The organism is Streptomyces sp. NPDC028314, from assembly GCF_055565795.1.
On sequence record NZ_JBVHTP010000005.1, the window covers coordinates 402,687 to 425,072 of the forward strand.

The window sequence follows — 22,386 nt, forward strand, 5'->3', positions numbered from 1 at the left end:
GGGTGGTGCAGTCGGCCTTCGGTGAAACGAGGCACGCCCCGGCAGGTGCGACCGGCAACTGGGGCCCGACGACGCGCGGCTGAGACTCCACGTGGCCCCCTCGTACCGGGGGCTGTCCTTCCGGCAACTCGTCCGAGCATGGCTCCCGTTGGGTGGGCGAGGCTCGATCGAGCTCTGTCATGCTCACGCCGTTGCGCCGGCCGTCGAACTGGGGCCGCCTGCAGTCGTCGCTGTCGCGGAAACAGCGGGCCACGGTTTCATGCGCTCGGCCCGGCACGGTACTTGGCGGACCCAGTGTCGGCGGCGCTCGCGTCGCTCAGGCTTCGGGGGGCGGGTGCGCGGCTGCGGAGAGGAGGGTGATGACCTCGTCGTCCGGGGTCTGGGTGAAGTTGCGGTACCACTGGCCCACGGAGGAGAAGGCGGGCGGGGCCGAGGGGCAGACCACCTCGTCGGCCACGGTGCGCAGGCGGGCGAGTGCGTCCGGGGCGGCCACCGGAGCCGCCATCACCACGCGGGCCGCGTGCTGGGCCCGTACGACCTGGCAGGCGGCGGTGGCGGTGGCGCCGGTCGCGATGCCGTCGTCGACCACGATCACCGTCCGGGCGGCGAGGTCCAGCTTCGGGCGCCCGACGCGGTAGCGCTCGGCGCGGCGGGCGAGCTCGCGCTGTTCGGCCTCCTCCACGGCCGCGATGTCCTGCGGGGTGAGCCGGCCGCGGCGGACGATGTCGTCGCTGATCACCCGTACGCCGCCCTCGCCGATGGCGCCGAACGCCAGCTCGGGCTGGAACGGGACCCCGAGCTTGCGGACGACGATCACGTCGAGGGGGGCGCCCAGGGCCCGGGCCACCTGGAAGGCCACCGGTACTCCGCCCCGGGGCAGGCCCAGGACCACCGGGCCGGAAGCCGCGTACTCCAGCAGGAGCTCGCCCAGTCTTCGTCCCGCGTCCTCGCGGTCGGTGAACAGCATGTGCGGGTCACCCCAGCGTGCTCGGTTCGCGCGTTCGGTTTCGCGTACTTCGAACCAACCTCCCGGGCCGCCTTCGCGCAAGTCGGTCCGGTGGTCGGTCCGGTGGTCTGTACGAGGGGAGTGGGGCCGGGTCTGTGGGTTTCGGGGGGTGGGGAGGGGCGGGGAGGATGCGTAGGTTGGTTTCGAGGCCACCTTGCGCCGCTGGCCAGGTGCTGTGTGGCGGGCTCTGACGATGAGATGGGGCGGACGCGATGCGTGAGCTGGTGGAGACGGCGCGGCAGTGGGTGGCCGAGGGGCGGCAGGTATCTGGCGCGTCCCGTGACCGAGCAGGGGTTCGGGCCGCGGGATCCGGCCGGGGCGGTGCTGGTGGACGCGCGCGGGGAGTGTGCCGGGGCCCTGTACCGGGGGGTCTTCGACGCCGAGCTCGTTGCCGAGGCGGAGTCCCTGGGGGGCGGGGACACCGCGCGGGTGTGCGACCTGTCGGTCGGGGCCGGGGAGGCGGTCGAGGCAAGGCTGACCTGTGGCGGGCAGGCGGAGGTGCTGCTGCAGCCGCTGGCTTCGATCCCGGGCGAGTGGTGGGAGTTGCTGGGTCAGGGGGCCGGGGTGGCGCTGGTGACCCGGCTGAGCGACGCCGCGGACCGGGCGGTGAGCGAGGTGGTGCGGGCCGTCGACGCTCCCGCCGACGACGCCGCGCGGCGGGCCGGGGAGCTGCTGGCCACCCGGCGGCCCGGGCGGGACGCGCTGTACGGGGGTTCCGGGCTGGTGCTCGTGGAGGCGTACCCGTCGGCGCCGCAGGTGGTGATCGGGGGCGCGGGTGAGCTGAGCGAGATCATCGCCAGGCAGGCCGCGCTGCTGGAGTGGGGCGCGGTGGCCGTGGACTCGGCGGCCGAGGCCGAGAAGGTGCTGACCGCGCACCGGGACGCCGCCTGCCTGGTGCTGCTGAGCCACGAGCCGGACTTCGACGTGCCGACGCTGCGGACCGCGCTCGCGCTCGGCATCCCGTACGTCGGTGCGCTGGGCTCCCGCCGGACCACCGCCCGGCGCCGCGAGGGGCTGGTCGCGGCCGGGGTGAGCGAGGCGGAACTGGCGCGGGTGCACGGGCCGATCGGCCTGGACCTCGGGGCCAAGACCCCTGCGGAGACGGCGATGGCCATCTGCGCCGAGATCCTCGGGGTGCTCGGCGGCAGGGACGCCGGGGGGCTCCGGGACTCCGACGGGCCGCTGCGGGGCTGAGGGGCTGAGGGAGCGAGCGGCCGGGGAGGGCTGCGGGGCCGGGGGCCCGGGAGGCCGGGAGGCCGGGAGGTTACCGGGCTGCGGGCCCTGGAGGCCGCGCGGCTGCGGGTCCGGGAGCCGGGAGGTTAACCGGGCTGAGGGTCCGGGAGGCGGGAGCCGGGAGGCTGGGGGTCCGGTGGACCGGGAGCCCCGGAGCGGGCAGGCCGCAGGGCTGAGGGTCCGGGAGTCGGCAGGCCGCAGGGCTGCGGGGCTGTGCCCCGGGGGCCCGGAGTTCCCGGCCGTTCCCGGGGCTTTCTTCGGCTGCCCGTGTGAATCAGCCGACAATGCGGGAAACTATGACATATGGACACGACCCTGACGTACATCGCGTTGGACAGGACCCTGACCAACATCGCGTGGTTCCTGGTCGTAGGACTGCTCGTGGTCGGCTTCCTGCTCGGCGGCTTCATCCTGGGCAAGCGGGTCCGCGAGCACGAGCCCGCACCACCCAGCCCCGAGAGCCAGCCCCACCTGCCGGACGGCGGTGCGGTGCACGAGGTCTCGGAGGAGCGGGAAGCCGTGGAGTTCCCCGAAGCGGGCCTGCGCCCGCACGAGATGCAGGGCTACGGCAACTTCGGCTCCAGGACCCACAGCCACCAGGAGGACGCCCGGACCGAGCGGGAGTCCGGGTACGAGCACCCCAATCCACGGCCGCCGACGGAGCAGCCCCCGACCGTACCGCCACTGGGCGGCGTCAAGCCCGCCTGACCCGGCCGGCCCGCACCCCGCCCCCCGCACCCGTACCTGCGGACAGGCCTCTGACCCCAGCGGTCAGGGGTCTGTCCGCAGCCTGAGCACCTCCGGCGGCGGATGCCGTAGCGAGGTGTGGCGCACCTCCGCCGCCAGCGGCGGATCGAGCGGCCGGAACGGCACCTCGCCGAGCCCGATGGCGGTGACGGTCGCCCCCGAGGGGGCCGTCTGCGCGCGGGCGGCCACGGCCGCCGCCAGCTCGGTGCGCAGCCCCGGGGACAGCGGGCTCGACACCAGCGGCTCCTCGTCCTCGCCCGGGAGCACCAGCACCAGGGCGAGCGGGCGGCGCGGGGTGCCGGTGTAGCCGACCGCAGCCGCGTCCCGGACCTCGGTGTGGCGCAGTTTCTGCCAGCCGCGCCGGCCGGCCGGGTAGGCCTGGTCCAGGCGTTTGACGACCAGGCCCTCGATACCGCTGGAGGGCAGGGTCTCGTACCAGGTCGCGGCCAGCTCCGGGTCGGTGGTCATCGGTACGGGCTGGAGCGGCGGGCCGAGCGGGAGCAGCAGGTCGACCAGGAGCGCGCGGCGCCGTTCGTACGGGCGGGCGCGCACGTCCAGCCCGGCCAGTTCCAGCACGTCGAACGCCGCGTACGAGGCCGGCAGGCTCTGCGCGAGCACGGCGGCCCGGGCCGGTGTGGCGGCCGCCCGCCGCTGGACCAGCGCGAAGTCGGTCCGGCCCGCGTGCCAGACGACCACCTCACCGTCGAGGACGGTCCCGGCGGGCAACAGGCGGGCCGCCGCCGCCAGATCGGGGAAGGCACCCGTGACGATCCGCCCGGACCGGGCCTGGAGCACCACGTCGTCGGCCGTGCGCAGGATGACGAGCCGGTGACCGTCGAACTTCGGCTCGTACGCCAGGCCGGGCGCGCGCGGAAGGCTGCGCACGGCGGCGGCGAGCGCGACGCGGACCGTGGTCACGGCAGCCTTCCGGCCCGGTCCGGGTCGGTCAGCGGGCCGAAGAGATCGCCGTCGCGGGCCAGCCGGGGCGCGATGTCGTCGGCGAGGAAGACCAGGGCGGCGGGGTCCCGGCAGGCCTCGACCTCGGCCCAGGAGACGGGTGCGGAGACGGTGGGGCGGGGCCGTGCGCGCAGCGTGTACGGGGCGGCGGTGGTCTTGGCCGCGGCGTTCTGGCTGTGGTCGACGAAGACCTTGCCGGGGCGCAGCGCCTTGGCCATCCGGTGCACCACGAGCTCGGGCAGCTCGCGCTCGGCCTCCTGGGCGAGGGTCTTGGCGTACGCGGACACGCGCTCGGACGGGGTCGGCTCCAGGGGCACGGCCATGTGGAGTCCCTTGGAGCCGGAGGTCTTCACGCAGGCGAGCAGGCCGTCGGCGGCGAGCCGCTCGCGCAGCCAGAGGGCGGCGGCGCAGCACTCGACGACGGTGGCGGGCGGGCCGGGGTCCAGGTCGAGGACCATCCGGTCGGCGATGCCGGGGGCGTCCGCCGGCCACTGGTGGGTGTGGAACTCGACGACGAGGTTGGCCGCCCACATGAGGGTGGGCAGGTCGGCGACGACCACCTGCTCGGCCGTGAGGTCCTCGGAGCGGGGCACGGGGGTGGCCTTGACCCAGGCGGGGGTGCCGGGCGGCGGGTTCTTGGTGAAGAAGAGCTGGCCGTCCGGGCCGTCGGGATACCGCAGGAACGACACCGGCCGGTCGTGGATGTGGGCCAGCAGCGAACCCGCGACGGTGGCGTAGTAGTGCAGCACCTCGCCCTTGGTGAATCCGGTCTCCGGGTAGATGACCTTGTCCAGGTTGCTGAGCGAGATGCGACGCCCCTCCACCATCGTGATCGGCGCCATACGAGCAGACTCCCACGGATCGGGAGGAAACGGGCTGTCGGGCCGGGCGGCGCGGGGCCGGGCGGGTGGCGGGGCGGGGCGGCTCCCCCGGGTGGCGGGGCGGCTCCCCCGGGTGGCGCGGCGGCTCCTCGGGCGGCGACGCGGCTCCGCCCGGGCGGCCGAACGGGATCAGCGGGTGGGGGCGGTCCGGGCCCGGCGGACGGGTCAGGCGGACGGGTCAGGCGGAGGCCGCGCGCTTCGTGGTCTTCTTCGCCGTGGCGGTCTTCGCCGTGGACTTGGCGGTGCTCTTCGTCGCGGTCTTCTTCGTGGCCGTCTTCGCCGTGGACCGCGTTCCGGTGGCGGTCTTCTTCGCGGCGGCGGTGGTCTTCTTCCCGCCGGTGTCCTTGGGCGAGGCGGCGGACTTCTTCGCCGCGGAGCCGGTGGCCTTCCTGGCCGGGGCCGTCCTCGCGCCCGTGGCCTTCTTCGCGGTCCCGCGCACGGGCAGCGTCCGGACCTCGGCCTCCGTCTCCCCCTCGGCGGCGGGCCGCTCGCCGCGCGATTCCCGGGCCGCGCGGACGCTGTTCTCCAGTGCGGCCATGAGGTCGATGACCTTGCCGCTCGCCGGGGCGGCCTCCTCCTCGCCGTGCGGCGGTTCGATGCCCTGCAGCCGGGCCTCGATGACCTGCTGGAGGGCGTCCTGGTACTCGTCGTGCATCGCGGACAGGTCGAAGTCCTGGGAGAGCATGTCCATGAGCGACCTGGCCATCTGGAGCTCCTGGGGGCGGATCGTCACGTCCCCCTCCGGCGTGATGCCGGCCGCGGGACGGACCTCGTCGGGCCAGAGGCAGGTCTGGAGCACCAGGGTGTCCTCGTGTACGCGCAGCACCGCGAGCGACTCCCTGGAACGGATGGCGATCTTCGTGACGGCGATCTGCCCGGACTCGGTCAGGGCCTCCCGGAGCAGGGCGTACGGCTTGGCCGCGGCACGGTCGGAGGTACCGACGTAGTAGGCCTTCGAGAACATCAGCGGGTCGATGGTCCCGGCGTCGACGAAGGCCAGCACGTCGATGAGCTTCTTGCTGGGAAGGGGGAGGTCGGCGAGGTCCTCGTCGGTCAGCATGATCATGCTGCCGTCCGGGGCCTCGTACCCCTTGGCGATCTCCTGGTACGGGATCTCCACGTCCTCGGCCTCGCACACGCGCCGCAGGCGGACCCGGGAGGCGTCCTTCTCGTGCACCTGGCGGAGCGGGATGTCGTGCTCCTCCGTGGCCGTGAAGAGCTGCACCGGGATCGTGACCAGCCCGAACGAAATGGCCCCCTTCCAGGTCGCTCTCATACCGCGCTCCTTCCCTGGGAGAACCTCAGGCTAAGCCGAGGAGGGGGAGCGCGACACTCGACGCCGGGGCGGCCCCTCAGTCGGCCGCCGGAGCCCGCCGCCGGGGCCGGCGGCCCCGCGGGGCGGGCCGCAGCCAGGTGCGGGTGTCGCGGGCGAGGGCGAAGAGGGCTTCGACGTCCGGGGGCTTGAGGGTGGCGGCGGCGGAGGCGAAGTCGGCGACGGCTGTGCCGGGTTGGAGGATCCGGACGTCGCGGAGGGTGGGGGCCGCCTCGACGCGGGAGGCCTCGACCAGGGCCAGGGCCGGGGTCACCGGCGCCTCCAGGGCGCGCCCGGCGTACGCGGCCGCGGCGCGGGCGAGGCGGGGGTCCGGGCGGGGTTCGGCGCGGCCCACGGTGAGCAGCAGGTCCCCGATCCGGGCGCGCTGGCGGCGGCCGGGGACGGTGCGGACGCAGAAGACGCCGGGCGGGCCGATGAGCAGGTGGTCGATCAGGCCGCCACCGGGCAGCGGGACGGCGTGGAGCACCCGGCAGCCCACCGCCTCCAGGGCGTCGAGCTCGGCGCCCATCAGCTGGAGGGCCTGGAGCTCCTGGCGGATCCGGTGCCGGGCTCTGGTACCCGGGGAGCCGTACGCCAGCTCGCCCAGGAGGGGCTCCCCCGGGCGGTTCGGGGCCAGGTCCGCGTCGGGGGGCAGGGCCAGGCGCAGCCGGTCCGCAGCCGTGGGGACCGGGGGCGGGCCGACCGTGTATTCACCGGACAGGTAGGGGCGCAGGGCGGCCAGCACCTCGTCCCGGTCGCTGTCCGAGAGCAGGCTGACGCGGTTGGTCCGCCGGTCGTACCAGGCCACCGCCCGGCCGTCGGGCAGGTTCACGTACAGCCGGCCGCGGCCGGGCCGGCCGCTGGGCAGCACCTTGAGTCCGGACATCGTCCTCACCCCCGCCGTCCATGGGAGCAGGCGGGGCGCCGCCGGGCAATCCCCCGGTGGAGTCGAGCAGTTCGAATCGGCGGGCCGCGGGGAGCGTCCGCCGCCGGCGCGGGGCGCTGCCGGGCACCTCCCGCGCTCGTTTCCTCGGGGTCGTCTCGTTCGATGGTGCGGCCGAGGCGGAGGGGTGGCGGTCACCGGCCGTCGAACAGGAAGCTCACCGGCTCGCGGAGATCCTCCGGCTCGCGGTGGTGGACGCCGAGTCGTTCCCCGCGCGACCGCGGCGTCGACGTTCTCCAGCCGGTCATCGAGGCGTGTAACGGGCTGTGTAACGACTCCGACGGGTCCTCGCTGGCTCGCTGTTACAAAAGCACCGCTGTACTGCAACGACGGGCGCCTACGTTTATGCCACCTGGACACGCCAGGCCCTGACCAGCACCGAAGGACTTCCCGTGAACACCGTCAGCCGTCGCACCCTCGTTCGCGCAGCCGCCGTGACCGCATGCGCCGGCAGCCTGCTGGCGGCGCCCACGGCCGCCGCGCTCGCGGACGGGGTGCCGGCCGCCTCGGCCGGGCAGCGGACGCTGGTCAAGAGCCTGTCCCTGGCGGACGGCGCGTCCACGGCGCGGGTCTACCGGGTCGCCAAGGACGCGTACGAGGCGGAGATCCTGCGCGGCGGCTCCCGCGTCGCCACACTGGCCAGCCGCGACGGCGCCCCCGGGGTCGGCGGTACCGGCGGGCTGCACGTCGCGCTCCAGGCCGACGGCCGGCTCTCCTCCTGGGTGGGCGACACCCGCCCGGACGGCGGGGCGACGCACGCCGTCGACGGCGAGGGCCACAAGACCGGGACCCGCGCCGTGCCCGCCTCGGCGGAGGGGCCCGCGTCGGCGCCGGCCTCCGGTCCGGCCGGGGCGGGGACCGGCAGCGGGACCCGGACCGGGGCGGCCGGGACGCTGCGCCTGAACACGCTGGCCGACGGGCCGGGCGACGGCGTCCTGCTGATCGCGGCGGGCGGCGGGATCGCGGCCGTCGGCGCCGCCGGGCTGGGCTTCGCGATGCTGCGGCGCGGGCGCTCGGACGGGTAACGGCTGGCGGGTGGCGGCCCGGGAGAGCCCCGGTCGGCCGGTCCGGCGGGAATCCGGGCGCGTGTCCGGCCCCGGTGTCCGCCCGCCGGACAGGCGGGCAAAAAGGGTGTACCTCTGCATAAGGTTGACGGGAGACCGACCGCCCCCGGCCCGCCGCGGAGAGGATGACCCGCCCGCCGTGAGAACGCTCCCCGTCCGGACGGGCGCCGTCCTGGCCGCCCTGTTGCCCGCCCTGCTGCCGCTGCTGGCCGGCTGCGGCGACACCGGTGACCTGGCCGCCGCCGGGCCGACCCCGACGGCGAGCGGACCCGTACACCTGTGGCCCGAACGCCCTGGGGCCGTCGTACCGCCCGCGGATCCGGCGGGCGCGCCGCCCGAGTACGTACAGGGCCTGCCGCGGGTCAAGGACCAGAACGTGCGCGGCGTGGACCCGGTGGCCCTGGTCCAGGCGGAGCTGCGGGCACGCCCGGACGCCGACGTCGGGCCGGACGGGATGCCCCGGGAAACCGCCGCCGCGATCAGGGCGTGCGGAGAGGGGGCGGCCGGGCAGGCGAAGTGCCCGGTGCTGGCCCCCTACTACCGGGACCTGACGGGGAACGGGAAGGACGAGCTCGTCGTCGGGATCGAACTGCCCGACAAGGTGCTCTCCGTACGGGCCTACACGGCGGACCCCGACGGGCGGCTCAACCGGATCATGGCGACCACCGACACGGTGATCGGCGTGGAGCTGGCCGGCCGGGACGTGATCCTGCGGGTGCCGAGCGGCAACCACGGCTACGAGCTGATCACCGCCTGGTCCTGGGACGCGAAGCAGCGCAGCATGCTGCCGACGCGGGAGCAGATCGTACGGGTGCCGGCCCCTGCACGCGCATCGGCGTCGGTGCCGGCACCGGCACCGGCGGGCGCGGACCCGAGCGCGGGCACGGCTTCGCCGTGAGGTTCCGGCTGCCCGGGTGGACCGCGACGCTGACCTGGAAGTCGGCGTGCTTCATCGTGCTCATGTGCTGCTCGCTGGCGGCGGTGCTGGGCGTGCTGGTGCACGTGGAGGTGACCCGTCAGACGGTGGCGACGGCGCGGGACAAGGCCCTGGGCAAACTGCACGACGCCGCGCGGGCGTACGAGGCGGGTGAGGCGCTGCCGCCCGGTTCGGGGCTGGATCCGGCGGGACTGCCGGCGTCGCTGCGCGAGCTGGCGGTGAGCGGGCAGCGGGGGACGGCGGTGGCCGATTACGGGGGCCGGACCGCGATGTGGGCGGCCGCCCCGGCGGACGGGCGGGCGCTGGCCACCGTCGTCGACTACGGCCAGAGCGCGCGGACCATCCGGGGCCTGGACAACGCGATCATCGGCTCCTCCCTGCTGGCCCTCGGCGGAACGCTGCTGGTGGGGGCCTTCGCCGTGACGCGGGTGACGCGGCGGCTGCACCAGACGGCGACGGTGGCGCGGCGGATCAGCCAGGGGGACCTGGACGCGCGGGTGGGCGACCCCCGTACGAAGGACCCCTCGCGGCACCAGGACGAGGTGGCGACGGTGGCGGGTGCGCTGGACACGATGGCGGGCAGCCTGCAGGGGAAGCTGATGAGCGAGCAGCGGTTCACGGCGGACGTGGCGCACGAGCTGCGGACACCGCTGACCGGGTTGCAGGCGGCGTCGGAGCTACTGCCGGAGGGGCGGGCCACGGAGCTGGTACGGGAGCGGGTACGGACGATGCGGCAGCTGACGGAGGACCTGCTGGAGATCTCGCGGCTGGACTCGGGCAGCGAGGTGGTGGAGACCGACCTGCACCAGCTGGCCGGGCTGGCGCGCAGGGTGGTGCGGGCGTCGGGGACGAACACCGAGGTGGTCGTCGTCCGGGACGCGCACGTGGAGACGGACCGGCGGCGGCTGGAGCGGGTGCTGGGGAACCTGGTGGCGAACGCCCACCAGCACGGGCGGGCGCCGGTGGTCCTGACGGTGGACGGGCCGGTGCTGACGGTGCGGGACCACGGGGACGGCTACCCGGACTACCTGGTGGCGCACGGGCCGCAGCGGTTCCGCAGCGGGGCGGTCGGGCCGGGGAAGGGGCACGGGCTGGGGCTGACCATCGCGGCCGGGCAGGCCGAGGTGCTCGGGGGGCGGCTGGAGTTCCGGCGGGGGGTGGGGGGCGGGGCGGAGGCGGTCGTGACACTGCCCTGGCCGGGCGTCTGACGGGTTCGGCCTTGCCCCGCCGGGCCGGGTTCGTTTGCCGCGCGGCGGCGTGCCGATTCGGCTGCGGCGCCGGTGCGCTGGCCGCTGGGGTGGGGTGGCCCTCTGCGGCGCCGTCGCTTCCGGCCTCAAGCGCCGGCGGGGCTGGGGCGGTGGCCCGGTCGTTCGTCGTCTGACGCCGGATGGACCCGGATGAACCCGGTCCCGCGGGACCACTTCAGGGCGTCGGGGGTTGGGGTTTGGTCCAGGGCCAGCGGAGTTTCGGCTTGGTGCCGGACTCGACGAAGGTGTACTTCCAGCCCTTCTGGAGGCCCAGCCGCTTCGAGTAGCCCGCCGGGACGCGTTCGTACAGCAGGACCGTCGGGGCGCCGCCGTCCGGGGCCGGGACCGGGATCTCGTACCACTTCGGGGGGTGGCCGGTCGGGCCGAGGAGGATCGGGAGGGTCCGGCCGTCCATCGGGCCGCCCTCGAACGGGGTGGGTTGGCTTCTCACCGCTCCAGTGTCACAGCAGGTGGGCCGCCTCGGAGACCACGGGGATCACGCGCCGGGCCAGTACCCCGACCGGGCCGTCCGCCGATTCCAGGGCGAGGGCGGCCCGCGCGGCGGCGGCCGTCTCGGGGTCGGTGGCGGCGGTGGCGGTGAGGAGGGCGACGAACTGGTCCAGCAGCCAGTCGCGGAGCGAGCCGACGTCGGGCTGCTTGCCCTCGTCGATCCAGATCAGCGAGGCGGCCTCCACGGCGGTGATCCAGGTGCGGACCATCATGCGCAGCCGCGGGCCCGGGGCCGGTACGCCGAGGTGGAGGAGGATCTGCTGCGCGGCGGCCCGCCGGATGCCGTCCACCGTGGCGGTGGTGCGGGAGGTTTCGACCACGCTGCCGCCCTGGAGGAGGGCAGAGAAGCCGGCGTCGTGTTCGTCGACGAAGGCCAGGTAGCGGTCCAGGGCGCGGGACAGCCGCTGGGTGAGGGGGCCGGCCTGGGGTTCGGCGAAGCACTGCTCCAGGAGTTCCGCCGCCGAGCGCAGGGCGGCTTCGTAGAGCTGCTGCTTGCCGCCCGGGAAGTAGCGGTAGACGAGCGGGCGCGAGACCCCGGCGGCCTCGGCCACGTCGTCCAGCGAGACCTCCTCCGGCGCCCGGTGCGCGAACAGCGTGAGGGCGGCGTCGAGGAGCTGTGCCCGTCGCTCCTCGACGCTCAGCCTGCGGTACGCGGGTACGGTCATGTCCGCAGGGTAACCCCACGGGTGCCGGCTCAGGCCAGGAGTCCGGAGCTCTGCCAGAGCCGGCGGCCGACCCCGCGCAGGACGCCGATGTCGTCGAGGAAGTCGGTGAGCCGCTTGGCGCCGGTCTGCATGACCTCGCGCCGGTGGCCGCTCGCCTTGACCTGGGCGACGGCTTCGCGGCGGTCGAGGCCGATGTTCTCGTAGACCTGGGGGTTGACGAAGGCCAGCGAGAAGACGCGGGCGGCCTCGCCGCAGCTGATCCGGGTGAGTTCCTGCTCCCAGCGCGGGGCCGTCAGCATCTGGCGGCGCAGCTCCTCGCGGGCGTAGCGGACGTGCCGGGCCTCTTCGATGACGTGGATGCGGGTCACGCCGCGGACGAGCGGCTGGATGCGCTCGTCGGGGAAGGTCAGGCGCTGCATCCAGTCCAGGATCTCCTCGCCGAGCAGGGTGCAGGCGAAGGAGCCGGGGGTGGTGGAGACGGTCTTGAGGATGCGCGCGAGGTTGTGGTTGGTCCGGGAGACCGGGTACTCGGGGGCGCCGCCCTTCTGGATCATGCGGGCGAACATCATGGAGTGGCGGCACTCGTCGGCTATCTCGGTGAGTGCGTAGCGGACGTGATTGCTGGTCAGGGATTTGTCGTAGATGTGCCGGACCAGCAGTTGCATCAGGATGATCTCGAACCAGATGCCGAGCGAGCCCAGCGCCGCCGCCTCGTGGCGGGAGAGGTCGATGCGCTGCTCCTCCCCCATCTTCTTCCACAGCGGGGTGTCGTAGAGGGAGAGCAGCTCGGGGGGCCAGTAGTACTTGCCGTCGACCGGCGGGGCGTCCCAGTCGAGTTCCTTGTCGGGGTCGAAGGAGTGCTTGGCCGAGGATTCGAGCAGTCGTTCGGCGATCTGTTCGCGGTCCTTGAGGAGGCCGAGCGCGTCCTGCAGGACCCGGCGATCCGTGCGGTCGGTCGTGGTCGTCATCGCGGGGGCACCTCGCCCGTCGTATGGGGTCGCCGCCGGGGGTTACCAGCGGTCACTGCTTATGAGACTGCTTGTCAGCAAGGTCGTCAATCCCCCGCGCACGACTTGTTGACCCCGTGTCTACCAACGTGTGACGCTGCCAACTGTCCAGTCCTGTACGGAAGTACGTGAGACGAAGGGGCGTCAATGTCGACGCACGAGCTCTACACCAAGGACCCGGGCGAGGGCGTCTGGCAGGTTCCGGCCTCCGGCGCGGCCCGCTTCAGCTGGGAGTACGACGGCGGCCGGGAACGGCTGCTCGCCCTGTACCAGAAGGGCAAGGACAAGCAGTGGGACGGCGCCAAGCGCATCGCCTGGGACCTGGAGGTGGACCCGTACGATCCGCTCGGCACCCCGGACCAGGTGCTGACGCTCTACGGCACCCGGCACTGGGCCAAGCTCACCGAGAAGGACAAGGGCGAACTGCGCCGGCACTACACCGCCTGGAACTTCAGCCAGTTCCTGCACGGCGAGCAGGGCGCGATGGTCTGCGCTGCGCGCATCGTGGAGTCCGTACCGGACCTCGACGCGAAGTTCTACTCCGCCACCCAGACCATGGACGAGGCCCGGCACGCGGAGATCTTCGGCCGTTTCCTGCACGAGAAGGTCGGGATGCTCTACCCGATCAACGACAGCCTCCAGGGACTGCTGGGCGACACCCTGCGCGACTCCCGCTGGGACATGCCGTACCTGGGCATGCAGGTGCTCATCGAGGGGCTGGCGCTCGCGGCGTTCGGGATGATCCGCGACACGACCGACAAGCCGCTGCCGAAGCAGATCCTCGCGTACGTGATGCAGGACGAGGCCCGCCACGTGGCTTTCGGGCGGATGGCGCTGCGGGACTACTACAAGCAGCTGACGGAAGCCGAGCTGCGCGAGCGCGAGGAGTTCGTGATCGAGGGCTGCCACCTGATGCGGGACCGGCTGCGCGGGGTGGAGGTGCTGGAGAACTTCGGCGTCCCGCGCAAGGAGGCGGAGGAGTTCAGCGAGCAGTCGGAGTTCCTGCACCTGTTCCGCAAGCTGCTCTTCAGCCGGATCGTGCCGTGCGTCAAGGACATCGGGCTGTGGGGCGAGCGGCTCCAGAAGGCGTACCTCGACATGGGGGTCTTCGAGATGGGCAACTCCAACCTGGACCTGCTGATGAGCCAGGACGAGGAGATCGCCGAGGCCCTGGACCGCGAGCGGTTCGAGACCGAGGAGCGCGACCGGGTGGCGGAGGTCGGCGCAGCCATCGCGGAGGGCGCAGCCATCGCGGAGGGCGCCGGGATCGCGGACCAGGCCACCGGCGATCCGGCGTAGCCCCAGGGCCGTTCGACCGCGGGCCGAGCGGAATTCCGGCGTCACCGCACCGGAATTCCTCCCCCGCCCCACCCGTCCCCCAGCGGCAGTCCAGCGGCAGCGCCCCGGCAGTCCCCCGGCAGTTCCGGGCCACAAGCTGCCGCACCTGCCCCCACCTGCGGTTTTCGTAGCGGCGACCGGAGAACACCGGGTCACGGGCGGGCAGCCTCCTGCCAGGCAGCTTCCTGGCCCCGCCAAACCAGGGTCCGATGGCCCCGGTGGTGATTTCCTTTGGTCATGCAGTCGAGGGCCTCAGGAACCCGCCGACAGCACGGGCGCCAAAGGCACCTCAGGCGCCCCGCAACGCAGCACCTCCCGCACCGAGCAGGAACAGCCGCACTGCACCAGTCTTGTCTATTGGGGGACAAACACCATGATTTCCATCGCTCGCTGTACCGCTGTTGCCACCACCGTCGCCGCGACCGCGCTGAGCGCCCTGCTCTGGGCAGCCCCGGCCGAGGCTGCCGGACCCTCGACCGCCCCCGTCGTCACCGGCACCGACGACTTCGTCTGGGTCCCGCCGATGCACTTCATCCCCGAACTCCCCTGCGCCGACCTGAACATCCCGCAGTGCCTCACCGACAACCCGGACGACTTCGTCTGGGGCGCCCCGAAGAAGCCGTGAGCACCGCCCCGGCCGCGCGGGTGACGTGGGCCGCCGCCGCGTCAGATCCACTCGCGGCGGGCCGCCAGCACCCCGGCTTCGAAGCGGCTCGACGCTCCGAGACGGTCCATCAGGTCGGCGACGATGCGCCGTTCGGTGCGTACGCCGATACCCAGGGCGCGCGCCACGGCCTCGTCGGTGAGGCCCGTGGCGAGCAGCCGCAGCAGCTTCCGCTCCTGCGGCGTCAGCCCGACGGTGGTGGCCTCCCCGGGACCGTCGAAGGAGCTCGAATGCTCCCAGTACGCCTCGAAGAGCGCCCGCATCGCCAGGACGACCGGCTCGCTGCTGAACAGCAGGGCGGACGGCTGGGCCTGGCCGGGCAGGCCCGCGACGATCGCGGCCGTGGTGTCGACGATGAGCAGGCGCATCGGCAGGGTGGGGGAAGTCCGCACCTCGCAGTTGCGCTCGGCCATCCACTGGGCATGGCTCTTGGTCACGCGGTCGTTGGCCACGCTGTCCAGGTAGATGGTCCGGAACCGCACACCGCGCGCCATCGCGCGCTCGTTGAGCGGCCGGCCCGCCTCGATGGACTCCTGGGTGACGGTGTTGACCGGGTGGAAGGCGAGCGCCTCCCGCATGCAGGATTCCGAGAGCGATTCGAGGCGGATGCGGATCTCGTCGACGGTGTCCAGGTGCTCCGTCCCGTCGAGCGTGCCCGACCAGCTCGAAGCCGTGTACTCCGCCGCGAGGGCGGCCAGCGCGGCGCGGCTCTGCTCGATCCGCTGCTGCCGCGAGGCCAGTTCGCGCTGCTCCCGCTGGAGCAGCACTTTCAGGCCGAGCGAGGGGTTGACCGGGCGCAGTCGTCCGGGCGCCTCCCGCGAGGAGGCGAGCAGGGAGAGCTGGGCCAGCTTGTCGAGGGCCCGTTGTACGTCTTCGGCCGTGCTGTCGAGCAGTTCGGCCAGTTTGTCGGGGTCGTGCTCCCGGTGGAAAAGGATTGCCCGGTACACGCCCAGCGTTTGCTGATCAAGTTCCAAAACCTCGTCCACGTGGCGTTCTCCCCGTATTCGAACCACGCCTGAACGGCATCCCGCACGGTACCCGTTGTTCGTTCTCCTCGACAGGTGGATGCGACTCCAGGCCAACCTCGCCGCGGGCAACAGCCCATCCCTAGGGGGTTTCTCGTGTCCTACTCAGCGCCCTCGGCAGATTTGCCGCTGGCCCGCAGCACCGTTCTGGTGGTCGACGCAACCATCGGAATCGGCCGGGTGCTCACCCGTCGGCTGTGCCTGGCCGGCGCCTCCGTCGCCGTGGTGGGGGCGGGTCACCGGGAGCGCGCGGACGACGCGGCGGCCAACGCCGCCTTCCTGTGCAAGGAGCTCGCCGCGCTGGGTCTGGTGGCGCTGCCGTACCGGGCGGACGTGGACCGGCCGGAGGCGGTACGGGAGCTGCCGGCGCAGATCGCGGCGGACATGGGGCCCGTCACCGCAGCCGTCGTGGTGCTGGCCCCGGCCTCGGCCGGCCGCACGCTGGTCGAGCTGTTCCGGGGCGCGTCGGGGCTGCTGTCGGGGGTGCTGCCGCCGGGGGCGCGACACATCGAGGTCACGCTGTCCGAGGAGGTGAGCCACGAGGAGCTCGCCGAGTCCGTGGTCTCGCAGCTGCTGGTCGCCGGCGCGCACTGAATCCGCGAAGACCCGTAGCAACCCGTGGGAGCCGACGAGCGCCGGCCGGACCCGCAACCGTCCACCGTCCCAGCCACCGCCCGGCCCTCACGGCCGGTCCGTACCTTCTGCATCCGAGTCCGGGGGTCGTGTCATGTCCGTACGAGTCGTCGTCGCCGGCGATCACCAGCTGGTCCTGGAGGCGTTCGCCGAAACGCTCAACCGGGCGGACGGTCTGGACGTCGTGGGGCTCGCCACGGCGCCGGAGGCGGTGCTGCCCGCCGTCGAGCGGCACCGTCCGACGGTGCTGCTGCTGAGCGAGAGCACCATGGGCGGCAAGGCCCTGAAAGTGGCCACCGAGGTCCGCTCGCTGCACCAGTGGTGCGGGGTGGCGATCATGGTGGGCGCGGCCACGCCCGCGGTGGTCGAACGGGCCGTGGCGGCGGGCGCGCTGGGGCTCGTACCGAAGAACGCGCGGATCCCGCAGCTGATCACCACGCTGATGGGGGTCGCGGGCGGCTGTCTCACCGTGGACCCGGCGCTGATGAGACCGCCGGCCGACACGGACACCGCGCTGAGCGTGCGGGAGATGGACGTACTGCGGCTGACGGCGGGCGGCGCCACCGTGCGGGAGATCGCGGGAGAGCTCTACCTGGCCACGGGCACCGTACGCAACGTGACCTCGGCGGCGATGAAGAAGCTCGGCGGCCGCAACCGCTTCGACGCGGCGCGCATCGCCGGGGAGCACGGGTGGCTGTGAGACCCGGCGGGCCGGCCCGGCCCGCACGCACGCCGGCCCCGGCACGGAGCGTGCCGGGGCTAGACGGGATGCCGCGCGCGCCGATCGCGCGGGTACTACTTCTCCAGGCAGAACTCGTTGATCGGGTAGCCGACGTGGCGGTCCGCCGTCGGCAGGTGCCCGAGGATCGTGTCGCCCGGCTTCAGCTCCGTGCTGTTGAGGACGGACGCGCCGGGGCCGAGGACCCGGACGTGCCAGTCGTCCTGGAGGATCAGGTTGACCGACTGCCCGTTCGGCGCCACCGCGTCGATGGAGATGAGCGGCCGGGTCTCGATCTTGACGCGGCCGACGCTGACGGGACGGGTGCGCCCGGCCACGTCGACGGCCAGGACGGTGCTGCCCGCGTGCAGCTCGCTGAGGTAGTTCGTCCGGCCGCCCTGCGAGACGGTGTACGAGTGCAGCGCGCCGGCGTTGACCCGGAAGGGGCGCGTCGGCATGTACGGCAGCGGGTGGGTCTCGCTGACGCAGAGCACCATGCCCTTGGAGTGCGAGCCGACCAGGATGCCCTCGTCCTTGCGGAAGTGGGTCGTGGTGTCGACGCAGGCGCGGTCTCCCATGCCGATGTGGGTGGCGGCCGTGACGGTCAGCTCCACCAGCGAGATCTCACCGCTGCGGGAGGTGGCCGCCGTACGGAGCGCGGTGGCGTCGCCGACCCGCGAGCCCGCCATGAGGACGCCGTCGGAGCCGAGTTCGAGGACGCCGTAGACGATCTCGGCCTCCTCCTGGTCGGCGGCGGTGGTGATGATCGAGCCGGGGGCGCCGGCCGCGGCGGCGATGACGATCTCCAGCGGGATCTTCGTGGGGTCGCGGAAGCGCAGCACGCTCCAGGCCTCCAGGCGGGCCGAGAGGCAGGCGTCCTCCAGCGAGTCCGCGTCGGTGATCTCGACGTACCGGCCGAACTCCACGTCGGGGTGGGCCAGGGCGAGTTCGGCACGGGCCTCCTTGCCGCCGGGGACGACCACCAGGTCGGCGGTGCCGAGGCCGGCCGGGACCTGGCCGTCCTCGAAGAGCAGGACCTTCTTGACGGTCGGGGGCAGACCGTCGAAGACGGCCGGGTCGGCGGCGACCACGCCGTCGATCTTCTGGTGCAGCGCCTCCTCCAGTACGGCGGCGGTGGCGGGACCGGCGTCCCGGATGTCAAGCCAGCAGAGTTTGGCGTCCGACATGATGCGGACCTCCTGTCAGATGGTCGAAAGAGAGTCTTCGAGATGGGCGGGGGTGAGCCGTTCGTCGACGAACCGGTGGGCACCGGTGATGCCGGGATCGGCGGGTGCGCCGGGGGTGAAGGTGCCCGGCGCGAAGTGCTGTTCCGGGAAGTGGTGCACGATGCGGGCCACCTTGAAGGCGAGCCCCCTGGGGTCCGCGGCCTGGAAGATGTTGCGTCCCATGGCCACGCCGCCCGCGCCGCCGGCGATCGCGGCGCGCACGTAGTCCAGGACGTCCTCCTCCGCGTCCAGCGCCGGTCCGCCCGCGACGAGCACCGGCACGGGGCAGGCGGCCGTCAGGTCGAGCATTTCGGCGGTGGAGCCGAGGAAGACGGTCTTGACCAGGTCGGCGCCGAGGTCGGCGGCGATGGTCACCGCGTGTGCCACGACCTCCGGGTCGCGGGGGTCGTGGATCCGAGGCCCGCGCGGGTACACCATGGCGAGCAGAGGCAGGTTCCAGCGGTCGCACGCGTCCGCGATGCGCCCGAGGTCCCCGATCTGCTGGCGTTCGTCGTCGGAGCCGAGGTTGACGTGCACGCTGACCGCGTCGGCCCCGAGGCGCAGGGCCTCCTCGACGTCGGTGACGACGTACTTGGCGTTCGGGTCGAGTGCCTGGCTGGTGCTCGCGTTGAGGTGGATGATCAGCGACATCGCGGCGAACCGCTCCGGGCTGATGTGCCGGACGCTGCCCTTGTGCAGGACGACGGCGTCCGATCCGCCGGCCGCGATCTGGCCCGCCAGGTGGTCGAGCGTGGTGCCCTTGGGCACCAGCGGACCGTCGTGGATCGAGTGGTCGAGTGGGGTGATCATCAACCCTGCGGTGCTGTGGCGGTAGAGCCGCCTGAGCCTGAGTGACCGGGCAAAATGCCCGTAATTTGTCATGGAGTGCCCTTTCTCGTTGCGCGCCCTGGCTGGCCGGGGTGCGCAGGGGCCGTCACGCGACGGCGTGACGGGGCCCCGGGCGGGCAAGGCTGCCCGGGGAGTCTTCGGTCGGGGCGGTCACGGCCCGCAGGTAGGTGCGGTCCGGTTTCCCCGAGGCGGTGAGCGGGATCTGCGGCCAGAACGAGATGCAGGCCGGGACGTGCTCGGGGGTGAGCACGGCCGAGACGAACCCCTTCAGGTCGCAGGAGGTCTGGGTGGCCCCGCCGGTGAGCTCGACCGCCGCGTGCACCTGTTCGACCAGGTCGCGGTCGCAGACTCCGTAGACGACCGCCTGGCTCACCTGTGGATGGCGCAGCAGCGCCGCCTCGATGTCGGCCGGGTCGAGCTTGAGGCCGCCGTGCTTGATGACCTGCCCGATCCGCCCGTCGAGCCGCAGGTAGCCGTACGCGTCCCAGTGCCCGAGGTCCCCGGTGCGCAGCCAGCCGTCGCGCAGCACCGTCCCGGTCAGCTCCTCGTCGTCGAGGTAGCCGGCCGTGATGGTGGGCGAGTTCACCCAGATCTCGCCGCTCTGGCCGCGTTCGGCCGCGGTGTCCGAGCCGGGGGCCCGGATGTCCACGCAGACCCAGGGGAACGGCCGGCCCACCGAGCCGAGCAGTTCCGGTTCCCGGTGGTCGAGCGGGTTGAGGCTGCTGATGCCGCCCGCCTCCGTGGTGCCGTACACCTGGATGAGCACGTCCCCGAAGAGCTCGACGGCCCGGGCCACCCGGGCGGGGGCCGCGGGGGTGCCGCTGTAGGTGATGCGGCGCAGCGAGCTCAGGTCGGTGGCGGCGGCGTCCGGGTGGTCGAGCAGCCGGTAGAGGTGGGGCACGGCGAGGTACACGTCGGTGACCCGGCGTTCCTCGAACGCCCGCAGCACCTCCCCGGCCTCGAAGCCCTCGTGCATGACGACGACCCCGCCCGTGGAGAGCACGGCGTCGGCCATCGGCGCCGTCGTGTGGCTGATGGGGGTGACGGAGAGCAGGGTCGCGGGTCCCCGGGGATCGAGGCCGTGTGCGAGCCGCTCCACCAGCTCCTCGCGGGTGCCGTAGCGCTGCGCCACCATCCTGGGCCGGCCGGTGCTGCCGCTGGTGAAGTCGACGACGCAGAGGTCGTCGGCCCGCACGGGCGGGAAGCGCAGGGGCAGTGCGGCCTCGGGCGGCCGCTCCCAGGGGATGGGCAGGACGGTGAGTTCCGGCATCCGGTGCGCGAGCCAGCGCCCGCGTTCGGCGCTCTCCTCGTCCACCAGGAGCAGCAGGGCCCCGGTGTCGCGCAGCAGCTCGGTCTGCGTGGCGAGCGAGAAGGTCTCGGTGTCGGTGCGGGGGTTCATCGAGCGTACGTAGACGGACGTGGCCCCCAGGAGGTGGATCCCGTAGCGCGCGCTGAGCATCAGGGGGTGGTTGGGGCCGGTCAGGACGCCCACGGTGTCGGAGTGGCCGATGCCGTGGGCGTGCAGCAGGGCGGTGGTACCGAGGACGGAGTCGGCCAGTTCACCCGCCGCGACGCTGGTGTCCCGGCCGGCCTCGCGTCGGTGCAGGACGGTGCGGGCCCGGTCCTGCTCCAGCACGTCGAGGATGCGCCGTACGTACGGGCTGCTTGGGGTGGCCATGTGTTCCCTCCTTTCCGGAAGGCTCGGGATTTCGGGATGGGTGACGGATCGTCAGGTGATCTTCATCTGCGCCATCATTCCCATGGCGGAGTGGTCGATCATGTGGCAGTGGTACGGGTAGACCCCGCGGTGCGAGTTGAAGGTGAGCTGGAGCTTCGCGCTCTGGCCGGGCCAGAGCATGACCGTGTCCTTGAGGCCGCCCTCGGTCGGGGCGACCGGCTGGCCGTCGCGTTCGAGGATGCGGAACGGCGCGAGGTGCACGTGGAAGTTGTGCGGGACCTCGGTGCTGATGTTGCTGACCGTCCAGACCTCGGTCGAGCCCCAGGCGATCTCGGTGTCTATCCGGGCCGGGTCGAAGAGCTTGCCGTTGATGAGCGCGCCGGCGCCGGTCGCGGCGTCGGGGTCCATCTTCAGCGTGAAGGAGCGCTCCACGGTCGGCTTGGGCAGCGGCGCCTGCGGGAGCAGCACGTCCGGCACCCGGCTGTCGTCGGGCGTCTTCTCGCCGACGTCGAAGCGCATGACCTTGCCGACGAGCTCGGCCGGGCCGGGGCCCACCAGGTTCTCCAGGACGAGCTGGGTGCCGGGCGCGTACTGGGAGAAGTCCAGGACGATGTCGGCGCGTTCGCCCGGGGACAGGACGGCGACGGGCATCTTCGCCGGGGCGGGCAGCAGGCCGCCGTCGCCGCCGACGTGCGTCATGAGGCTCGCGTCGCTCAGGCGCAGTACGAAGATCCGCAGGTTGCAGGAGTTGATCAGGCGGAACCGGTACTTGCGGCCCTCCACCTTCATCACGGGCCACGGCTTGCCGTTGACCAGGATCGTGGTCCGGTTGAAGGCGTCGTCCATCGTGTAGAGCAGGGCGGCGTTCGCGTCGAAGTGGCCGTCGCGGATCACCACCGGCACGTCGTACTTCCCGGAGGGCAGCCCGAGGGCGTCCTCGGTGTCGTCGGCGAGCAGGTAGGCGGCCGACAGGCCCCGGTAGACGTGCTCGGACTCCATGTGGTGCGCGTGGTCGTGCGTCCACAGCGTCGCCGCCGGCTGGTCGTTGGCGTACACGTACGTCCTGCTGCGGCCCGGGGCGATGGTGTCCATCATCCCGCCGTCCATCGAGACGGGGTTGTTGCCGCCGTGCAGGTGCACGGAGGTGGGCATGTCGAGCGCGTTGAACTGGCGGACCACGGCGGTGCGCCCGCGGCGGGTCCGGATCGTGGGGCCCGGGAAGGACCCGTTGTAGGTCATCAGGTCGGTGCGGGTGCCCGGGAGGATCTCGTGGCTGGTACGGGCCATCCGGACGTTGTAGTAGTCGATGCCCCTGGTGCTCAGCGTGGGTCTGAGCACCGGTGGTGTCACGAAGGGCACGGTGAACGGCGTGAGCGGCGCGGCCGCCTTGGCGCCGCTCTGGGCGGCCTGGGCCGTACCGCTGGCGACGAGCGTCTGGAAGAGCCCGCCCGCGGCGCCGACCGCGCCGAGGCCGCCCACGGTGAGGCCGAGACTGATTGCATGACGACGAGTGAGCACGGGAACTTCCTTACGTCCTGCGCATGAAGTGAGTGAAGGGTGTTTTCGTCTTCCGAGCATGCGTGCCCCCCTTCGGAGCACCTAGCGTTTGACCGGTGCACCTGGCATCTGTCACGGCAGTCCATGACCTCGGTCATCGAATGAGCCGGGGAATGTCACCGGTTTTCCGGCGCCCCCGCCGGGATATGCGCGCGGCCTTCACAGTGGTGTGTCCGAATTTCACCGATG

21 protein-coding genes and 1 pseudogene are annotated in these 22,386 nt (G+C 72.9%); 9 read left to right on the forward strand and 13 right to left on the reverse strand.

Annotation, left to right across the window (positions count from 1 at the left end; all coding sequences use genetic code 11):
* Window positions 1-328: 328 nt before the first annotated feature.
* Window positions 329-967, reverse strand: a pseudogene (locus ACZ4TG_RS15280) (phosphoribosyltransferase); the annotation flags it as partial.
* Between the two features lie 318 nt (window positions 968-1,285).
* On the opposite strand from ACZ4TG_RS15280, the gene ACZ4TG_RS15285 reads away from it, so the two are divergent.
* Both ACZ4TG_RS15285 and ACZ4TG_RS15290 read left to right on the forward strand, forming a co-directional pair.
* Entirely contained in the window at window positions 1,286-2,200 is a 915-nt protein-coding gene (locus ACZ4TG_RS15285; protein WP_468162616.1) for an XdhC family protein, read from the forward strand.
* 342 nt (window positions 2,201-2,542) lie between these two features.
* On the forward strand, window positions 2,543-2,947 hold the full coding sequence (locus ACZ4TG_RS15290) for a DUF6479 family protein (protein WP_468162618.1): 405 nt from the start codon (window positions 2,543-2,545) through the stop codon (window positions 2,945-2,947).
* Between the two features lie 63 nt (window positions 2,948-3,010).
* On the opposite strand, the gene ACZ4TG_RS15295 is transcribed toward ACZ4TG_RS15290, so the two are convergent.
* The 4 genes from ACZ4TG_RS15295 to ACZ4TG_RS15310 all read right to left on the reverse strand — a co-directional run bounded on the left by ACZ4TG_RS15295 (window position 3,011) and on the right by ACZ4TG_RS15310 (window position 7,022).
* Complete coding sequence (locus tag ACZ4TG_RS15295) at window positions 3,011-3,904, reverse strand: ATP-dependent DNA ligase (RefSeq protein ID WP_468162620.1); 894 nt, start codon at window positions 3,902-3,904, stop codon at window positions 3,011-3,013.
* The gene (gene ligD / locus ACZ4TG_RS15300; protein WP_468162622.1) at window positions 3,901-4,785 is read right to left on the reverse strand and encodes a non-homologous end-joining DNA ligase; all 885 of its coding nucleotides are present in this window, start codon (window positions 4,783-4,785) and stop codon (window positions 3,901-3,903) included. Before ligD ends, ACZ4TG_RS15295 begins: the two co-directional genes overlap by 4 nt.
* Before the next feature lie 217 nt (window positions 4,786-5,002).
* Window positions 5,003-6,100, reverse strand: coding sequence for a non-homologous end joining protein Ku (gene ku / locus ACZ4TG_RS15305; protein WP_468162624.1), 1,098 nt, complete (start codon window positions 6,098-6,100; stop codon window positions 5,003-5,005).
* Between the two features lie 76 nt (window positions 6,101-6,176).
* A complete protein-coding gene (locus ACZ4TG_RS15310) occupies window positions 6,177-7,022 on the reverse strand; it encodes a nuclease-related domain-containing protein (protein WP_468162626.1) in 846 nt (281 codons plus the stop codon).
* A 449-nt stretch (window positions 7,023-7,471) separates the two neighbouring features.
* Between ACZ4TG_RS15310 and ACZ4TG_RS15315 the strand changes: the two genes are divergently transcribed.
* The 3 genes from ACZ4TG_RS15315 (at window position 7,472) to ACZ4TG_RS15325 (ending at window position 10,288) form a co-directional block, all read left to right on the forward strand.
* Window positions 7,472-8,104, forward strand: coding sequence for a hypothetical protein (locus ACZ4TG_RS15315; protein ID WP_468162628.1), 633 nt, complete (start codon window positions 7,472-7,474; stop codon window positions 8,102-8,104).
* Window positions 8,105-8,282: 178 nt separating this feature from the next.
* Window positions 8,283-9,041 (forward strand): hypothetical protein, encoded by a 759-nt coding sequence (locus ACZ4TG_RS15320; RefSeq protein WP_468162630.1) that lies wholly within the window; start codon window positions 8,283-8,285, stop codon window positions 9,039-9,041.
* Window positions 9,038-10,288, forward strand: a complete 1,251-nt coding sequence (locus tag ACZ4TG_RS15325; protein WP_468162632.1) for a histidine kinase dimerization/phospho-acceptor domain-containing protein — start codon at window positions 9,038-9,040, stop codon at window positions 10,286-10,288. The genes ACZ4TG_RS15320 and ACZ4TG_RS15325 overlap by 4 nt, the downstream gene beginning before the upstream one ends.
* Window positions 10,289-10,502: 214 nt before the next feature.
* Here ACZ4TG_RS15325 and ACZ4TG_RS15330 read toward each other — a convergent pair whose 3' ends face one another.
* The 3 genes from ACZ4TG_RS15330 to ACZ4TG_RS15340 are packed head-to-tail and all read right to left on the reverse strand — an operon-like array spanning window position 10,503 to window position 12,470.
* Window positions 10,503-10,778, reverse strand: coding sequence for a hypothetical protein (locus tag ACZ4TG_RS15330; protein WP_468162634.1), 276 nt, complete (start codon window positions 10,776-10,778; stop codon window positions 10,503-10,505).
* Window positions 10,779-10,788: 10 nt separating this feature from the next.
* Window positions 10,789-11,502: a TetR/AcrR family transcriptional regulator gene (locus ACZ4TG_RS15335; RefSeq protein WP_468162636.1), complete on the reverse strand. Its 714-nt coding sequence runs from the start codon at window positions 11,500-11,502 to the stop codon at window positions 10,789-10,791.
* 29 nt (window positions 11,503-11,531) lie between these two features.
* Window positions 11,532-12,470 carry an AurF N-oxygenase family protein gene (locus tag ACZ4TG_RS15340; RefSeq protein WP_468162638.1) on the reverse strand — a complete coding sequence of 313 codons (939 nt, stop codon included), beginning with the start codon at window positions 12,468-12,470 and terminating at the stop codon, window positions 11,532-11,534.
* Between the two features lie 186 nt (window positions 12,471-12,656).
* Here ACZ4TG_RS15340 and ACZ4TG_RS15345 point away from each other — a divergent pair, with 186 nt between their 5' ends.
* Entirely contained in the window at window positions 12,657-13,808 is a 1,152-nt protein-coding gene (locus ACZ4TG_RS15345) for a ferritin-like domain-containing protein (protein WP_468162640.1), read from the forward strand.
* Between the two features lie 412 nt (window positions 13,809-14,220).
* Window positions 14,221-14,472: a hypothetical protein gene (locus ACZ4TG_RS15350; RefSeq protein ID WP_468162642.1), complete on the forward strand. Its 252-nt coding sequence runs from the start codon at window positions 14,221-14,223 to the stop codon at window positions 14,470-14,472.
* 41 nt (window positions 14,473-14,513) lie between these two features.
* Here ACZ4TG_RS15350 and ACZ4TG_RS15355 read toward each other — a convergent pair whose 3' ends face one another.
* Entirely contained in the window at window positions 14,514-15,458 is a 945-nt protein-coding gene (locus tag ACZ4TG_RS15355) for a helix-turn-helix transcriptional regulator (RefSeq protein WP_468162644.1), read from the reverse strand.
* Between the two features lie 174 nt (window positions 15,459-15,632).
* Between ACZ4TG_RS15355 and ACZ4TG_RS15360 the strand changes: the two genes are divergently transcribed.
* Both ACZ4TG_RS15360 and ACZ4TG_RS15365 read left to right on the forward strand, forming a co-directional pair.
* Complete coding sequence (locus ACZ4TG_RS15360) at window positions 15,633-16,130, forward strand: KR domain-containing protein (protein WP_468162646.1); 498 nt, start codon at window positions 15,633-15,635, stop codon at window positions 16,128-16,130.
* A gap of 133 nt (window positions 16,131-16,263) precedes the next feature.
* Window positions 16,264-16,869, forward strand: a complete 606-nt coding sequence (locus ACZ4TG_RS15365) for a LuxR C-terminal-related transcriptional regulator (RefSeq protein WP_468162648.1) — start codon at window positions 16,264-16,266, stop codon at window positions 16,867-16,869.
* 95 nt (window positions 16,870-16,964) lie between these two features.
* On the opposite strand, the gene ACZ4TG_RS15370 is transcribed toward ACZ4TG_RS15365, so the two are convergent.
* Genes ACZ4TG_RS15370 through ACZ4TG_RS15385 form a run of 4 tightly spaced genes read right to left on the reverse strand, consistent with a single transcriptional unit; the run spans window position 16,965 to window position 22,158 of the window.
* Window positions 16,965-18,074 carry a 3-dehydroquinate synthase II family protein gene (locus ACZ4TG_RS15370; protein ID WP_468162650.1) on the reverse strand — a complete coding sequence of 370 codons (1,110 nt, stop codon included), beginning with the start codon at window positions 18,072-18,074 and terminating at the stop codon, window positions 16,965-16,967.
* A gap of 15 nt (window positions 18,075-18,089) precedes the next feature.
* The gene (locus tag ACZ4TG_RS15375; RefSeq protein WP_468162652.1) at window positions 18,090-18,995 is read right to left on the reverse strand and encodes a 2-amino-3,7-dideoxy-D-threo-hept-6-ulosonate synthase; all 906 of its coding nucleotides are present in this window, start codon (window positions 18,993-18,995) and stop codon (window positions 18,090-18,092) included.
* 52 nt (window positions 18,996-19,047) lie between these two features.
* Window positions 19,048-20,640 (reverse strand): class I adenylate-forming enzyme family protein, encoded by a 1,593-nt coding sequence (locus tag ACZ4TG_RS15380; RefSeq protein WP_468162654.1) that lies wholly within the window; start codon window positions 20,638-20,640, stop codon window positions 19,048-19,050.
* Window positions 20,641-20,691: 51 nt separating this feature from the next.
* Complete coding sequence (locus ACZ4TG_RS15385) at window positions 20,692-22,158, reverse strand: multicopper oxidase family protein (RefSeq protein ID WP_468162656.1); 1,467 nt, start codon at window positions 22,156-22,158, stop codon at window positions 20,692-20,694.
* Window positions 22,159-22,386: the final 228 nt, after the last annotated feature.

Bases quoted from the DNA above. Each gene is read 5' to 3' on its own strand.
- ACZ4TG_RS15290 (WP_468162618.1), top strand. From the start codon at position 2,543: ATGGACACGACCCTGACGTACATCGCGTTGGACAGGACCCTGACCAAC.
- ligD (WP_468162622.1), bottom strand. From the start codon at position 4,785: ATGGCGCCGATCACGATGGTGGAGGGGCGTCGCATCTCGCTCAGCAAC.
- ku (WP_468162624.1), bottom strand. From the start codon at position 6,100: ATGAGAGCGACCTGGAAGGGGGCCATTTCGTTCGGGCTGGTCACGATC.
- ACZ4TG_RS15310 (WP_468162626.1), bottom strand. From the start codon at position 7,022: ATGTCCGGACTCAAGGTGCTGCCCAGCGGCCGGCCCGGCCGCGGCCGG.
- ACZ4TG_RS15335 (WP_468162636.1), bottom strand. From the start codon at position 11,502: ATGACCGTACCCGCGTACCGCAGGCTGAGCGTCGAGGAGCGACGGGCA.
- ACZ4TG_RS15340 (WP_468162638.1), bottom strand. From the start codon at position 12,470: ATGACGACCACGACCGACCGCACGGATCGCCGGGTCCTGCAGGACGCG.
- ACZ4TG_RS15345 (WP_468162640.1), top strand. From the start codon at position 12,657: ATGTCGACGCACGAGCTCTACACCAAGGACCCGGGCGAGGGCGTCTGG.
- ACZ4TG_RS15350 (WP_468162642.1), top strand. From the start codon at position 14,221: ATGATTTCCATCGCTCGCTGTACCGCTGTTGCCACCACCGTCGCCGCG.
- ACZ4TG_RS15365 (WP_468162648.1), top strand. From the start codon at position 16,264: ATGTCCGTACGAGTCGTCGTCGCCGGCGATCACCAGCTGGTCCTGGAG.
- ACZ4TG_RS15370 (WP_468162650.1), bottom strand. From the start codon at position 18,074: ATGTCGGACGCCAAACTCTGCTGGCTTGACATCCGGGACGCCGGTCCC.
- ACZ4TG_RS15375 (WP_468162652.1), bottom strand. From the start codon at position 18,995: ATGACAAATTACGGGCATTTTGCCCGGTCACTCAGGCTCAGGCGGCTC.
- ACZ4TG_RS15380 (WP_468162654.1), bottom strand. From the start codon at position 20,640: ATGGCCACCCCAAGCAGCCCGTACGTACGGCGCATCCTCGACGTGCTG.